Raw genomic sequence first — 15,092 nt, 5'->3', positions numbered from 1 at the left:
AAACCCACAGGACAGGCCCGCTACAGATCTGCCAGCGGGCTTTGTTCCCAGGGCGCTGCAAAGCAGTGCTCGATATCTTCGCGGGTAACCTCTGCGAGTGTCGCCGGCTGCCATTGCGGCTGGCGATCCTTATCGATCAGCAGTGCCCGCACCCCTTCCTTCACCTGGCCGTTACGACACATATTCACGGCCAGCGCTAGCTCCATGCGCAGCACTTCCGCTAGCGACATATGGCGGCCGCGGCGCAGCTGCTCCCACACAATCCAGGCCGTAAGTGGGCAGCCTGCCTGCATGGTGGCCGAGGCACGCTGCAGCCATTTGTCATCGCCACTATAGGCGGCGATGTCCGCATAGACATCCGGCAGCGTTGCGCCGTCGGTCAGCTCCTGAATCGCATCGTAGTGGGTGCGCAGGTTGGAATCCGGCTGCTCGGCATTCGCCATTTCAAGGGACTGTACCTGCTTGCTCACCAATACATGGTTCTGGTCGATATCCTCGGAAAACTCCACTGCCGCTAGACCATTCAGTAATGCGTCTTTACTTTCGCTGGGTAACAGACGATCGGCCATGCCACAGTAAATCGCATCAGTGCCGTTGAACTGGGCTCCGGTAAGCCCCAGAAACAAACCGGTGCGCCCCGGCATACGATTGAGAAACCAGCTGCCGCCCACATCCGGGAACAAACCAATGGTGATTTCCGGCATCGCCATGCGTGTGGTTTCGGTGACGATACGATGGCTGGCGCCACTCATAATGCCGATACCGCCGCCCATCACGATGCCGCTTCCCCACACCACGATGGGTTTGGGGTAGGTGTGAATGCGGTAGTCCAAACGGTATTCGCGGGTGAAGAAGTCCTGAACAAACTGGCCCGCACCCTGCTCCCCATAACTGCCCGATTCCCGGTGCAGTGCCACCACATCACCGCCGGCGCACAGCGCCTTTTCCCCGGCCCCCTCGATCCAGATACAGGCCAGGGTGTCGTCCTGCTCCCATGCGTCCAGCTGTTCGGCGATCAGGTCGATCATCTCAAGGTTGAGGGCGTTGAGCGCCTGGGGAAGATTCAGCGTCAATTTGCCGAGCGCACCCTGGCGCTCAACGATAACGGGGTGTTCCTGGGTCATACTGGTTCCCGGTTGTGTTATTTGGGGCAAAGTTAACCATAGATGGTGCCTGAGAGGCATTACTTGTGCCTTCCAAAATGCCTGACGCGAAGGTGCCGATATCGGGAAACCACAGGTTGAAGTTTCCCACCAACCTGATAACTTGCGCGCAAATTCTGACCGACTGGATTAGAGCTCTAATGGCTGAATACGTATACACAATGAACCGCGTGGGCAAGGTTGTTCCGCCCAAGCGCGAGATTCTGAAAGATATTTCCCTGTCCTTCTTCCCTGGCGCCAAAATCGGCGTACTGGGCCTGAACGGTGCCGGTAAGTCCACCCTGCTGCGCATCATGGCCGGTGTCGATCAGGACTATAACGGTGAAGCCCGCGCCATGCCCGGCATCAAGGTGGGCTACCTGCCTCAGGAGCCGCAGCTGGACCCAGAGAAGGACGTACGCGGCAATGTCGAAGACGGTGTACGTGAAGCCATCGACGCCCTCGCGGGCCTCGAGCAGGTCTACGTCGACTACGCCGAGCCGGACGCCGACTTCGACGCCCTGGCCAAGAAGCAGCAGCAATTTGAAGATGTAATCCAAGCCTGGGATGCCCACAATCTGGAACACCGCTTGGAAGTTGCCGCCGATGCCCTGCGCCTGCCGCCGTGGGATGCGGATGTCACCAAACTGTCCGGCGGTGAGAAGCGCCGTGTAGCCCTGTGCCGCCTGCTGCTGTCCCGCCCGGACATGCTGCTGCTGGACGAACCCACCAACCACCTGGATGCGGAATCCGTATTCTGGCTCGAGCGCTTCCTGCACGACTTCGAAGGCACCGTGGTAGCCATTACCCACGACCGCTACTTCCTCGACAACGTAGCCGGCTGGATTCTGGAACTGGACCGCGGCCACGGTATTCCCTGGGAAGGTAACTACACCACCTGGCTGGAACAGAAAGAGAAGCGTCTGGAGCAGGAACAGAAAGGCGAGCAGGCCCGCGCCAAGGCGATGCAGAAGGAACTGGAATGGGCCCGCCAGAACCCCAAAGGCCGCCAGTCCAAAAACAAGGCCCGTTTGTCCCGCCTGGAAGAAATGCAGTCACAGGAATTCCAGTCCCGTAACGAAACCAACGAAATCTACATTCCACCGGGTGAGCGCCTCGGTGACAGTGTGATTGAGCTGAAAAACGTAAATAAAGGGTTTGGTGATCGCGCACTGATCGACGACCTGTCGTTCCGTGTACCCAAGGGTGCCATCGTAGGTATCGTCGGCGGTAACGGCGCCGGTAAGTCCACCCTGTTCCGCATGATCAACGGCACCGAGCAACCGGACTCCGGTGAAATCAAAATCGGTGAAACCGTCCAGATCGCCAGTGTGGACCAGAGTCGTGAGAACCTAGACGACAGCAAGACCGTATGGGAGGCCGTGTCCGACGGACACGACATGCTCAAAATCAACAACTACGAAGTGGGCTCGCGCAATTACATTGGCCGCTTCAACTTCAAGGGCAGTGACCAGCAAAAACGTGTTGGCGAACTCTCCGGTGGTGAGCGCGGCCGCCTGCACCTGGCCTACACCCTGAAGCAAGGTGCCAATGTACTGCTACTGGACGAACCGTCCAACGACCTCGACATCGAAACCCTGCGCGCACTGGAAGAAGCCCTGCTGAGCTTCCCGGGCTGTGCCATGGTGATCTCGCACGATCGCTGGTTCCTCGACCGTGTGGCTACCCACATTCTGGCTTACGAAGGCGATAGCAACGTGGTGTTCTTTGAGGGTAACTACACCGAGTACCACGAAGACTTCGTGGCTCGCAACGGTGAAAATGCCACCCCGCACCGGATGCAGTACAAGAAGCTCAAGACCTGATCACTTTCGGGACTTGATCTTCTGACCGAGTAAAAAAGCCAGCCCCAAGGGGCTGGCTTTTTTAATTGCGCGATTCATCGCTATACGAAGTAAACGATGTACAACGGCGGGCCGAAGCGGCCCCTGCAGTTGCCTGCGTCGCATAGAAGACACTATCCCTCAGGTTTTATGACTTCCATCGCATAACGGTGGCGTGCCTGTCTGCTTACAGCCGCAGAAAAACACTTTTTTGTTTTCGGTTGCTTCGTATTTTACCGGGCTAAAGTCACTGCCCTTGTGGGACCCATCACAGAAGGGCTGGCTCTCACTTTTTCCACAGACACACCAGAAATAGCGCTCTCCCACCGTCACTTCTACGGCATATGGGCTGTCGGATGCTCGCTTTGGATCAGTCACTGATCACGCTCCTCTATTCGAGCCCATTCGGTGCCATGCTCTATAAGCGTAGTCATATTCGCGCTTACTGAAACTCTAATACCAGTCGAATAGTCACCCAATAAAGAGGGCGGCCAATGGCCGCCCTCTTCCGCTTTCCAGTGAACCTTATCCTTTCAGGTCAAAGCGATCCAGGGTCATCACTTTGTGCCACGCTTCAACAAAATCCTGCACAAACTGCTGGCCATTATCATCTGCCGCGTAAAATTCGGCGACGGCGCGCAACTCAGAGTTGGAACCGAACACGAGGTCTACCGGCGTCGCTGTCCACTTCACAGCATTGCCATCGCGATCACGTCCCTCATACAGGCCTTCCTGCGTTGTGGATTTGCGCCACTGAGTGGACATGTCCAACAGATTCACGAAGAAATCATTACTGAGGGTACCCGGGCGGTCGGTGAAGACACCATGCTTTACATCACTGTGGTTGGCACCCATGGTGCGCAGGCCACCGATGAGAACGGTCATTTCCGGAACACTAAGGGTCAGCAGGTTGGCGCTGTCGATCAGCATATCCACCGGTGCCAAATGCGCTTCGCTGCTGTAGTAGTTACGGAACCCATCTGCATTGCGCTCCAGGAAGGCCACAGACTGCACATCAGTCTGCGACTGCAGGGCATCGTTGCGGCCCGGCTCAAACGGAACGCCAACATCATAGCCGGCATCTTGCGCCGCCTGCTCGATGGCCGCTGCACCGCCCAGCACAATAATGTCGGCCAGCGAAACCTGCTTGCCACCACCTGCGCTGCGGTTGAAGTCCTGCTGGACCTTTTCCAGTCGTGCCAACACCGCGTCGAGCTCTACCGGGTTGTTCACCGCCCAGTCACGCTGGGGCATAAGGCGGAGGCGTGCGCCATTGGCACCACCGCGCATATCGGTACCACGGAAGGTGGCTGCGGATGCCCAGGCGGTACGGACCAGTTGCGGGATGGTCAGGCCGGTCTCGAGAATATCGGCTTTCAGGGCCTTGATATCGGCACGATCAATCAGCTGATAGTCCACCGCCGGAATGGGATCCTGCCAAACCAATACCTCTTCCGGCACTTCCTCACCCAGGTAGCGGGCACGCGGGCCTAGATCGCGGTGAGTCAGCTTGAACCAAGCCTTGGAGAAAGCCAGCTGAAATTCCTCGGGATTCTTTTGGAACCGCTCGGAGATCTTGCGATATTCGGGGTCGAAGCGGAGCGACAAGTCTGTGGTAAACATCATGGGCGCATGGCGCTTGCCCGGAATATGCGCATCCGGGACAAACTGTGCCTGATCGGCATTTTCAGGCTTCCACTGGGTATGTCCCGCGGGGCTCTTAGTTTTTACCCATTCAAAACCAAAAAGGTTGTCCAGGAACTGAGTACTCCATGCGATCGGGTTCGCTGACCAGGCACCTTCGAGACCACTGGTGACGGTGTCCTCGGCATTGCCTTTACCGCAGTTGCTCTTCCAGCCAAACCCCTGCGCCTCCAGTGGCGCCCCTGCAGGCGCGGCCTCCAGGCACTTCTCGGGTTTATGAGCGCCGTGCGCCTTGCCAAAGGTATGGCCGCCGGCGATCAGCGCTACCGTTTCTTCGTCATTCATGGCCATGCGGCCGAAGGTTTCCCGAATGCGCTCTGCGGCAGCCTTCGGATCGGGATTACCGTTGGGACCTTCCGGGTTAACGTAGATCAACCCCATCTGCACTGCCGCCAGAGGTTTCTCCAGCTTGTTGCCATCGTAACGTTTGTCGGCGCCGAGCCATTCACGCTCGGACCCCCAGTACACCACGTCGGCCTCCCAGTCGTCCTCACGGCCACCGGCAAAACCAAAGGTTTCGAAACCCATGGACTCCAGCGAGACATTACCGGCCAGCACCATCAGGTCTGCCCAGGAAATTTTATTGCCGTACTTTTGCTTGACGGGCCACAGCAGGCGACGGGCCTTGTCGAGATTGCCATTGTCCGGCCAGCTATTGAGAGGCTCGAAACGCTGCTGGCCTCCACCTGCACCTCCGCGCCCATCGTAGACGCGATAAGTACCGGCACTATGCCATGCCATGCGGATAAAGAATGGACCGTAGTGTCCGTAGTCTGCCGGCCACCAGTCCTGGGAACTTGTCAGTACTGTTTCAATGTCTGCCTTGACTGCATCGAGGTCGAGACTCAGGAATGCCTCGGCATAGTCAAAGTCTTCGGCCATCGGACTCGACTTTTCTGCATGCAGGCGCAGCGGCTGCAGGTCCAACATATTGGGCCACCAGTCGGTGTTGGACATTGCAGAGGAAGGTGGGGCTGCATTGGTATGTAGTGAAACGGCCGCCGCGAGTGCGACAGCAAAGGGAAGGGCTTTCTTAAGCATCACCAGGCGCTCCTTGTTCGCCAACTAAAGTACAGACAGACCTTATTGGGCGACGCCGCCCACAGGAAATTAATCCTGCTTATGGCGCTGATAGCGAACCTGATTTTTTATTTCAACGATTATAAAACACTAACAACCTGATAAACTCACTTTATCGGCAATGCCACTACAAAAATCTGAAGACCTGATTTTGATGCCGGGTTAGCGCCGGCAAATATTGATTAGGCCTTTCACAAAAAAGCCAGCCCACTTGGGCTGGCTTTTTTGCGCTTCGAAAACAGCTAAAACCTAAAACGCCGCGGTATCGAGAAATCAGATATTCGCTGCCTGTAAAATCTCCGCATTCAACATGGCTGCACCTATTAGACTCAAATGGTCATCATCCCGATAAAAGGATTGCTCAACATCGTGCGTGATACACCGACCCGGCATTGAAGTATTGCAAAACAGCTTGTGTGGATAGACCCGCACGATGTTTTCGTGCTGAACACCATCCAATAAACGTGCGCTCGCCTGAACCCTTTCCTGAAACACTGCGTAGCTGGTAGAGATCGGGTTTGTGGTCAGCTCTGTCCTCATCTCCTCTTCGGTTTTCCCTGACAGCTTGATTTTGAGCTGTTTTGATACATGCCAGCCCACCTCAGGGACCGGGTACAGCAGGACAACCTGGTGGCCATATTCGGCGAGTTCAAGCAAGGCCGCAGTATACTCTCGGCTAATGGCCGCACTGCGTTCTTTTCGCGTTCCCAAAGCCTCAGATGGATATTGCATCACATCGTTCATTTCGCCCTCATACTTCCCCTCTTGGTTGTCAAAACGGTCCTCAGAGAGAATAAGGGGCAACCGGCCTCCAACCACTACAACACCCGGCTCTCCCGACAACAGGGTTTCTCGCCGGCGCTCCTGAATGGCTGAAGTACAGCGCGTGACTTCTCCATTTTCTTTACGCACGCGATCCATATTCGGCACGTACATGCAGCCAGATTGGGTTAGCACGTGGAAGTTCACATTATTGCTTCTTGAATAGTCCAACAAAGAGCTTTCGAGAGGCATCATATGTGAATCCCCCAGCAAATAAAGTGCCTTGTCCCCACCCTCATTGAATGCGCAATAAAGCCTGTCTTCGCAAAGATTCGCTTCTACCTGTGCTGCCTTCACTATATCCGGCAGGCGTGTGTCAAATCCGTCATTCTTCACCACCACCACAGAGAACGAGACAAATACAATAACGAACGATACCGCCAATCTATTTGTCCGCCGCAGGGCTACCAGCCCCGGTTTGCGGAAGGGTTTTTCTACCCAGCGATAAGTGACATAAGCGAGCAGAAACACAACGGCAATAGAACACAGCTTTACTGCAATAGTTTCAAAGCTATTGGATATGCGCAAAAAGGCAAATATCGGGTAATGCCAGAGATACAGGGAATAAGAAATAAGCCCTACTCCCACAAAACCTCTAGTCGACAGCAATCGCGTAACAGGGTTTTGACCATCCGGAAACGCAATTACCATTACTGCACCAAGCACCGGTATCAGCGTGACAAACCCAGGGTGAGCAGATGAAAAACTGATACGAGCCAAAGAATAGGCAATCAGCAAGATACCGACGTAAGGGAACACCGTGTAAAACGGTATCCTATCCCTATCGATCAAGTTACGTGAAATCAAATAGGCAACAAGAGCACCGGCAAATAATTCCCAAATTCGACTCGGCAGCATATAGAAGGAAAACGACGCATCTCTGGCGCTCATCCATTCGGCAAAACAGAGGCTCGCAACGATTGAAACGATAAAGAAATGCAGAATCCAGCCTTTACAATACCGATACAACAATATCATCAGCATTGGGAAGATAAGGTAGTACTGTTCTTCAACTGCCAGGGACCAGGTGTGCATCAACGGCTTAAGTAGCGCCGACTCGGCACCGTATGCCTGCAGGCTATAGTTCCAATAAATATTGGAACCAAACAGCAAAGATGATACGAGCGAGCTGACAAAATCAACCAGATTGTCCGATAGCAACAGATACCAGGCGACGGGAATGCAAAAAGCCAGCACTACGAACAATGCAGGCAACAGCCTTCTCGCCCTGCGTGCATAAAAATCGGAAATTGAAATAGACCCTGTACTTCCCAGCTCCTTGAGCATAAGGGAAGTAATCAAATAGCCGGAAATTACAAAGAATATATCAACGCCCAAATACCCGCCGGGAAGCAGCTTACCTCCGAACAACATAATCTCTGCATGATAGATAACAACAGATATCACAGCTATGGTCCGCAAACCATCGATATCCGGCCTGTAAGTCAATTGCACCTTCTGCGCCCCTACCTAGCAAATAACGTTGCTGCCTAGTGCTTGTACACAAGCACTTTCAAGTAGTGCGCATTATCAACCATCACTTCACCGTCTTGCGCTCGCATACCTCTCAGTTTTCAAATATTCCCTCGCCCCATTTGGGTGGAGAGAGCAGCAACCCTATCCATACTCAATTTACCACCAAGTAAACAGTGGCAGCGAAAAAACAGACCTCTTCGTCAGCGGTAAGTTAGCGGAATGAAAATCTACAGAACCGTAAGAGAGAAGGAAACGCCCCAGAATTGGGCGCGGAGTCAACCAAAAAGTGTGACGTATTGCCGCTCGCGATGCATTTCAGTATCGTGACCAATAACTCATAACAATAAAGTCCTGCCATGGAAAACAATACAGGCGTCAAATTATCATCCGGGTTTCAAATGCTGCCTGCCGTAGTTGGTGTTCTGGTATGTCTTGGCAGCTACGAATGGCTGATCGTGAACTGGGGCCCAGAAAACACATCGCTTCTGACGTCTATCGCCAGAGTCGTTCTCGCGGCCACCTTGCTTGGCGTGGTGTGGCATATGCAATTGCGCCGGCAACGGCGCCTTAGCGATCGCTTGGCAAAGCTACTAATTCAACAGGAAAAGCTCAACGAACAAAGCCAACGAGAGCTACAAGAACGTGAAATTACGCAACGCCAACTTTCCGACCAGCTGGAATTCCTCCAAATCCTGGTTGACTCCATTCCCGCACCGATTTTCTACAAAGACAGCGAAGGAATATATACGGGCTGCAATCGCGCATTTGAAGCCTTCCTGGGCAAGCCTCGCGAAGAAATTGTGGGCCATTCCGTATACGGTGTTTCGCCGGGACCGCAAGCCAAGGTCTATCACGAAAAAGACCTGGAACTCATGCAGCAGCGGGGTCATCAAACTTATGAGTCACAGGTAGTTTATGCAGACGGCACCTTACACGATGTCATCTTTAACAAGGCTGCTTATGAATTACAGGACGGAAGGCTTGGTGGCCTGATTGGCGTCATACTGGATATATCCGAGCGCAAGGCACTGGAAAAAGACCTGGTTGAGGCAAAAGAAACGGCTGAATTTTACAGCCGTTCCAAGACCCAATTCCTCACCAATATGAGCCACGAGATTCGTACCCCGCTCAATGCAATTGTCGGTTTTAGCCAGATACTGCAAGGTCGAAGCGACAGCATTAACCTGCCAAAGGAATTCACCGATATTCTTGGGAAAATATCAATTAGCGGGCAACGACTTGCCGAGTTGGTCAACGATGTATTGGATATCTCCCGAATCGAAGCTGGAAAAGTTGAGATTATTGAGGAAGACTTTTCCTTACCTAACCTTATTAATTGTATTCTCGTTTCTTGTGAGCCTCAGGCCACCCAAAAAAACCTACACATCCAAAGCTCGATTGATACTTCGCTACCGGAATTTATCCGCAGTGATCGCGGCAAGCTGTCGCAGATTCTTATCAACCTGATGGGCAATGCCATCAAGTTTTCGCCAGACAATGGCGAAATACGCTTGGACCTTATAAATATCGCAGAGAAACATATTCAAATCGAAGTCATTGATGAGGGAATTGGGATAACTGCGGAACAGCAGGACATTATTTTCGAGCCTTTTGAACAGGTAGACAAGTCACAGAGAGGCCAATCCAGAGGCACAGGGCTTGGACTGCCAATTACCCGCAGCCTGGTCGAGCTACTCGGAGGAAAGATTGAGCTGAAATGTTCCGATACGACTTGCGGTGCATGTTTTCAAATATACTTGCCCCTGCAATACGGACAAGTAACCCCGCCACTCGAGCAGGAGTACACAGCTTCCAATTTTGAATTTTCAGGAAAGCGAGTACTCATTTTCGAGGACAACCCCATGAATCAGGCGCTGATGCACGCTTTCTGCGAAGACCTTAAACTCCATGCGACGTTTACCGCCAACGGACACGAGGGAATTGACCTCGCAAAGAAAATCCAACCCGACCTGATCTTTATGGATATCCAGCTTCCGGGACTGGATGGTATCCAAGCCACACTTCAGGTCCGTCAGCACCCCAGACTTAAGGATATCCCGGTAATCGGGCTTTCCGCGGCTGCATTCAGTGACCAGCGGGATGATGCGCTGGCCGCGGGCATGAACGAATACATCACCAAGCCGATCGCCCTTCCGCAGCTGGTACAATCGATCCGTAAGTGTTTGAAGTGATACCCAGAATAACGCAATACACTTGTGGAAAATAAACTCGAGAGGAGAGTTAGAAACCCTGTGGAAAAAATCGCAATTTTTGTCGACGTACAAAATGTGTATTACACCGTGAAACACGCATTTAACAATAACTTTGACTACAACGCATTCTGGTCACATGTGACGCACAATCGGCAAGTAGTAACTGCTTTCGCCTACGGCATAGATCGAGGCGATCAGAAGCAGCGAGAGTTCCAGAACATACTCAGAGCAATCGGGTTCGAAGTTAAACTAAAGCCCTATATTCAGCGCTCCGACGGCTCAGCCAAAGGCGATTGGGATGTAGGGATAACCATTGATGTACTGGACTACAGCCCTGATGTCGACACCGTTATCCTGGTATCCGGGGATGGTGATTTCGATTTACTGGTACAAAAAGTACGCGGGGACCTGGGCAAGAAAGTCGAGGTATACGGCGTAGCGGCGTTAACCGCGGGTACGCTTATCAGTGCCGCCGATAAATTCAACCCCATTCAGGACAGTCTCTTACTGCAAAAGAAACGTTAAGCCGCACCCTGACATACAGACACGTTGCGCGGCCCCCTGAAACCTGCGGACTCACCTGCAGGATTACTGCAAGGTGCCAATCGCCTCGCTTTTAGTTTCGCCGGGAATATCCTGATATGGCGCACACGCTACCCGGTTGCGGCCAGCCTGCTTTGCCCCGTAGAGCGCAATATCTGCCTCTTCAAACAACTGAACTGAAGACGCATAGTTCTCCTGCTCGGAGGTAGCCAGGCCAATACTAACGGTGAGGGAAATATCATCCAACTCCTGCTTCGCCACCAATCGCACCAGTCGCTCAGCCACTACCAGTGCCTCTTTGTGCCCTGTTCTGGGCAGTAAAATAGCGAATTCCTCTCCTCCATAGCGACACGCCAGTACCGGCTTGCGAACCTGTCGCTTCACTAACTGCCCCACCGCACACAAGGCAGCGTCCCCACGAGCGTGGCCCAGACGATCGTTTACCTCCTTGAAATGGTCAAGATCGAGGATCAATAGGGACAAGGGCGTCCCGTTGCGCGCAGCGAGATCAAACTCCCGGGGTAACTGCTCGTCAAAATAGCGACGATTGAAAAGGCCCGTTAACTGGTCCGTATAGCCATGACGCTGGATCTCCCCGACCCTGGCACCGAGCGCGAGCGACAACAACACCATCTCGATCAATGCACCGACCTGGAAGGCGTTGTGGGTAAAGCCGTTGTGTGGAACCAAACCGAACGTTTTCAGCATGTAGATAACCACACAGACCAGCAGTGCGGACCACCCAACGAGAAAATAGCGCGAAGGAATCGAGCCACGCAGGACACTGATAATACCCATCACCATAAAGAGAATAGTGAGCACCAGGGTCAGCACCGCCAGGCTCAACACCATCGGGCCATAGCTGACAAACGGTGAGATTGCGGTTAACGGAATCAGTAGGTACATAAGCCATCGCGCAACGTGGTCGGTGCGCGGAGCAAACCGCTCGCCAGAGCAGATAGTACGAACGAACTGAGTGCCGAAGATCAGGGTTAGCCCGAGCAAAAACACCAGGCTCTGATTCGCAAGCCACGGGTTACCCGGCCACAAATACTGAAAGGAAACACCATTGTGGACACCAAAATAAAGCCCATAGCAGACCGCGTAGCCCATGTAATACGCGTAAGCCTTATCCCGCACTGCCAGGAACAGGAACAGGTTGTAAATCACCAATACAAGAAAGCCACCGTAGTAGACACCAAGTAAAACTTGCTCATAGGCCAACTTCGGAAGAAATGATGTCTTACTGCTAGCGCTTAATCCGACATTCATAGACCCAGAAGTCTGATATCGGAGGTAAAACGTTTGTGCAGAGTGTGGCGCCAGCGTGACCGGGAAAACAAAGTCCCGCAGGTTCAATGGGCGTGAATGAAAAGGACGAAGATCACCGGTGGCAATGTGCTGCCAGCCGCCGTCGCCGCCGGGCTGCCAGAAATCCAAAAGGTCAATAAGCGGGTAGTCCTGCCGAATCACCAGTTCGACCGGCTCCGAGGTCGGGTTGCGCAAGCTCACTGCTACCCAATAGGCCGCCGAGGTGAATCCGAAGTTAGCCTCATCCCCCTCCGCTAACCTCATCCATGCGTGGCTTTCTGCGCTGAGGATGTCCTGGATGCCGAGACTGCCACTTTCATCCCGCAAAATACGCAGGTGTGAATTGAGACTTTGCGGGGCTAGCCCCTGCTCCACCACGAGGGGTGCTGCCCAGGCGCCCTGAGACAAGCAAACCAGCATCAACACCCAAATCCACCTGGCGATGACCATCGCGCCGCGCCCCCAACTTTCCCATATTTTTATGACGCACGATGTTACCACAATCCTCCTGCATACCAGGCCAAGCCACCGCCCTCAACTAGACTGCCACAGTCCCCATTCTCGACTCAAATAATGTGTTTGCGGAACCGCCGCATGCAGAACACACAACGGAATGGCGGAAAAATAAGTAAAACGGACGCCTGGAATACTATGGATTTTGTAGAAAATCGTCGCGCCGCTTCCCGACTATATCTCTGCCTTGCATCGCTCGCCGTGGGGATCATTGCAAGCCTGCTTCCGATAAAGGCATCCGCAGACTGCCAACCCGATTCTCCAAACTCCGGTGACACCGTGGTTTGTACCGGCGCTACCAGCGACTTTTCTGTCCGGCAGCTCAACGAGCTCACTATCAATATCCTCTCCGGAGCCACATTCAACGGTCCATTGGAGGCCCGGCAAATCGACAACCTGATTATCGATAATCAGGGCATCCTCAGTAGCGTCGAATTCATCAACAATGGACTGGCGGATTTCACCAACCGGGCAACCGTCAACCAGGGTATCGAGGCCAGCGGCACCGGCAACCTGAACATTTTCAACGACCCAAACGCCACCATTAATGGCGGAATACGCATCAACGGCAACGTGGAAACCCTGGTCGATAACGGCGGTATTATCCAGGGGCAGTCGGTCTCTCTGGGCAGCGGGGATGACACGGTGATCAACCGCAACGGCGCACGTATCAATAGCGTGGTGGAGCAAGGCTCCGGAGACGACATATTTCTAATGGAGGGCGGCTTTACCAACACCGTTGATCAGGAAAGCGGGCGCGATCAGGCGACGGTGCTCGACGGCGAACTATCCAACTTTCTGGCTGGCAGCGGCAATGACATGCTGACCTGGAGTGGCGGTATTATTCGTACGCTAGATATGGAGGATGGCAATGATGTTGCGCGCTTTATTGGCTTGACCGACAACAATTTAATGGCCAATCGATTCAGCGGAGGTTTCGGTACAGACCAACTAGATTGGGAGGGTACCGTCGGAACCCGCCCAGACCGACTGCTCAATTGGGAAGACATCCGCCTATTGACCGGCTCCGAGCTCACCATGAATAGTGACTTAACACTTGGGGACTCGGGTACGTTAACGGGCAGACTGTTTATCGACGGGAGCTCGACCCTTTTCGTCAACCGCGGGAGTCGGAATATTAGTCCCGCAGTCGCCGGTAATGTCGCGACACTTACCAACTCTGGTTTAATTGACTTTACCGGAAACAATAGCCCCACTGACGTTCTTACGTTAACGGGCAATTACATCGGCATAAGCGGCAGCATATCACTGGACACCTTCCTTGGTAGCGATGGTTCACCGTCTGACTATCTTCGTACTACTGGAAATGCCACCGGCAGAACCAGGCTGTTTGTCAACAATACAAATGGTCCCGGCGCGCTCACCACTGGTGACGGTATTCTGGTCAAAGAAGTCGTCATTGGCACGAGTGCACGGAATGCCTTAACACGGGCGAATCGAGTCGCTGCGGGCCCCTACGAATATTTCCTGTTCCGAGGTGGAGTCTCACCGGGCACGGAAGACAACTGGTATTTGCGTTCGAGTTTACCGTCAAGCTCTTCCAGCTCCTCAAGTTCATCGAGTTCCTCAAGTTCATCGAGTTCCTCCAGTTCGTCGAGTTCTTCAAGTTCGTCGAGCTCCTCTAGCTCATCGAGTTCTTCAAGTTCTTCAAGTTCTTCAAGTTCATCGAGTTCCTCCAGTTCGTCGAGTTCTTCAAGTTCATCGAGTTCTTCAAGTTCGTCGAGCTCCTCTAGTTCATCGAGTTCTTCAAGTTCATCGAGTTCTTCAAGTTCATCGAGCTCCTCTAGTTCATCGAGCTCCTCCAGTTCGTCGAGCTCTTCAAGTTCATCGAGTTCCTCCAGTTCGTCGAGCTCTTCAAGTTCATCGAGCTCTTCAAGTTCATCGAGTTCCTCCAGTTCGTCCAGTTCGTCCAGTTCGTCGAGCTCTTCAAGTTCATCGAGTTCCTCCAGTTCGTCGAGCTCTTCAAGTTCATCGAGCTCCTCCAGCTCATCGAGCTCCTCCAGTTCATCGAGTTCATCGAGCTCTTCAAGTTCGTCGAGCTCTTCAAGTTCGTCGAGCTCCTCCAGTTCGTCGAGCTCCTCCAGTTCTTCGAGCTCCTCCAGTTCATCGAGCTCTTCAAGTTCGTCGAGCTCCTCCAGTTCGTCGAGCTCCTCCAGTTCATCGAGCTCCTCCAGTTCATCGAGCTCTTCCAGTTCATCGAGCTCTTCCAGTTCATCGAGCTCTTCCAGCTCATCGGGTTCATCCACATCCAGCGGCAGTAGCTCATCCAGCTCGTCAGGCTCTTCTACATCTAGCGGTAGTAGCTCTTCCAGCTCGTCAGGTTCTTCCAGCTCCAGTGGCAGCAGCTCTTCGAGCTCAAGCAGCTCCTCATCTAGCAGTAGCTCCAGTGGGGGCAACATCCCCCTGATTCGTCCCGAGGTCGG

10 protein-coding genes and 1 pseudogene are annotated in these 15,092 nt (G+C 53.4%); 4 read left to right on the top strand and 7 right to left on the bottom strand.

Annotation, left to right across the window (positions count from 1 at the left end; genetic code table 11):
• Positions 1 to 20: 20 nt before the first annotated feature.
• Positions 21 to 1,124 carry an enoyl-CoA hydratase/isomerase family protein gene (locus Mag101_RS02890; RefSeq protein ID WP_077400544.1) on the bottom strand — a complete coding sequence of 368 codons (1,104 nt, stop codon included), beginning with the start codon at positions 1,122 to 1,124 and terminating at the stop codon, positions 21 to 23.
• 179 nt (positions 1,125 to 1,303) lie between these two features.
• Between Mag101_RS02890 and ettA the strand changes: the two genes are divergently transcribed.
• On the top strand, positions 1,304 to 2,968 hold the full coding sequence (gene ettA, locus Mag101_RS02885; RefSeq protein WP_077400541.1) for an energy-dependent translational throttle protein EttA: 1,665 nt from the start codon (positions 1,304 to 1,306) through the stop codon (positions 2,966 to 2,968).
• 159 nt (positions 2,969 to 3,127) lie between these two features.
• Here ettA and Mag101_RS02880 read toward each other — a convergent pair whose 3' ends face one another.
• From Mag101_RS02880 to Mag101_RS02870, 3 genes are all read right to left on the bottom strand, one after another.
• Entirely contained in the window at positions 3,128 to 3,313 is a 186-nt protein-coding gene (locus Mag101_RS02880; RefSeq protein ID WP_232325192.1) for a CDGSH iron-sulfur domain-containing protein, read from the bottom strand.
• A 198-nt stretch (positions 3,314 to 3,511) separates the two neighbouring features.
• A complete protein-coding gene (gene katG / locus Mag101_RS02875) occupies positions 3,512 to 5,731 on the bottom strand; it encodes a catalase/peroxidase HPI (protein ID WP_077400535.1) in 2,220 nt (739 codons plus the stop codon).
• Positions 5,732 to 6,043: 312 nt separating this feature from the next.
• A complete protein-coding gene (locus Mag101_RS02870; protein WP_077400532.1) occupies positions 6,044 to 8,047 on the bottom strand; it encodes an acyltransferase family protein in 2,004 nt (667 codons plus the stop codon).
• A 377-nt stretch (positions 8,048 to 8,424) separates the two neighbouring features.
• Between Mag101_RS02870 and Mag101_RS02865 the strand changes: the two genes are divergently transcribed.
• Entirely contained in the window at positions 8,425 to 10,260 is a 1,836-nt protein-coding gene (locus Mag101_RS02865) for an ATP-binding protein (protein WP_077400529.1), read from the top strand.
• Between the two features lie 60 nt (positions 10,261 to 10,320).
• Complete coding sequence (locus tag Mag101_RS02860; protein ID WP_077400526.1) at positions 10,321 to 10,806, top strand: NYN domain-containing protein; 486 nt, start codon at positions 10,321 to 10,323, stop codon at positions 10,804 to 10,806.
• A 63-nt stretch (positions 10,807 to 10,869) separates the two neighbouring features.
• Here Mag101_RS02860 and Mag101_RS02855 read toward each other — a convergent pair whose 3' ends face one another.
• Together Mag101_RS02855 and Mag101_RS18090 are read right to left on the bottom strand one after the other, a co-directional pair.
• A complete protein-coding gene (locus tag Mag101_RS02855; RefSeq protein WP_232325191.1) occupies positions 10,870 to 12,555 on the bottom strand; it encodes a diguanylate cyclase in 1,686 nt (561 codons plus the stop codon).
• 267 nt (positions 12,556 to 12,822) lie between these two features.
• A complete protein-coding gene (locus Mag101_RS18090) occupies positions 12,823 to 13,338 on the bottom strand; it encodes a hypothetical protein (protein WP_232325110.1) in 516 nt (171 codons plus the stop codon).
• A 24-nt stretch (positions 13,339 to 13,362) separates the two neighbouring features.
• Between Mag101_RS18090 and Mag101_RS18275 the strand changes: the two are divergent.
• A pseudogene (locus Mag101_RS18275) lies at positions 13,363 to 14,124 on the top strand (autotransporter outer membrane beta-barrel domain-containing protein); the annotation flags it as partial.
• Here the strand turns inward: Mag101_RS18275 and Mag101_RS02845 are convergent.
• Positions 14,124 to 15,068 carry a hypothetical protein gene (locus tag Mag101_RS02845; RefSeq protein WP_077400520.1) on the bottom strand — a complete coding sequence of 315 codons (945 nt, stop codon included), beginning with the start codon at positions 15,066 to 15,068 and terminating at the stop codon, positions 14,124 to 14,126. The pseudogene Mag101_RS18275 and the gene Mag101_RS02845 sit on opposite strands and share 1 nt — an antisense overlap.
• Between the last annotated feature and the right edge of the window lie 24 nt (positions 15,069 to 15,092).

It is taken from the genome of Microbulbifer agarilyticus (assembly GCF_001999945.1).
Classification (GTDB): Bacteria; Pseudomonadota; Gammaproteobacteria; order Pseudomonadales; family Cellvibrionaceae; genus Microbulbifer; species Microbulbifer agarilyticus_A.
Note: the sequence above shows the minus strand (reverse complement) of the source record. Positions and strands in the feature narration are given on the sequence as shown.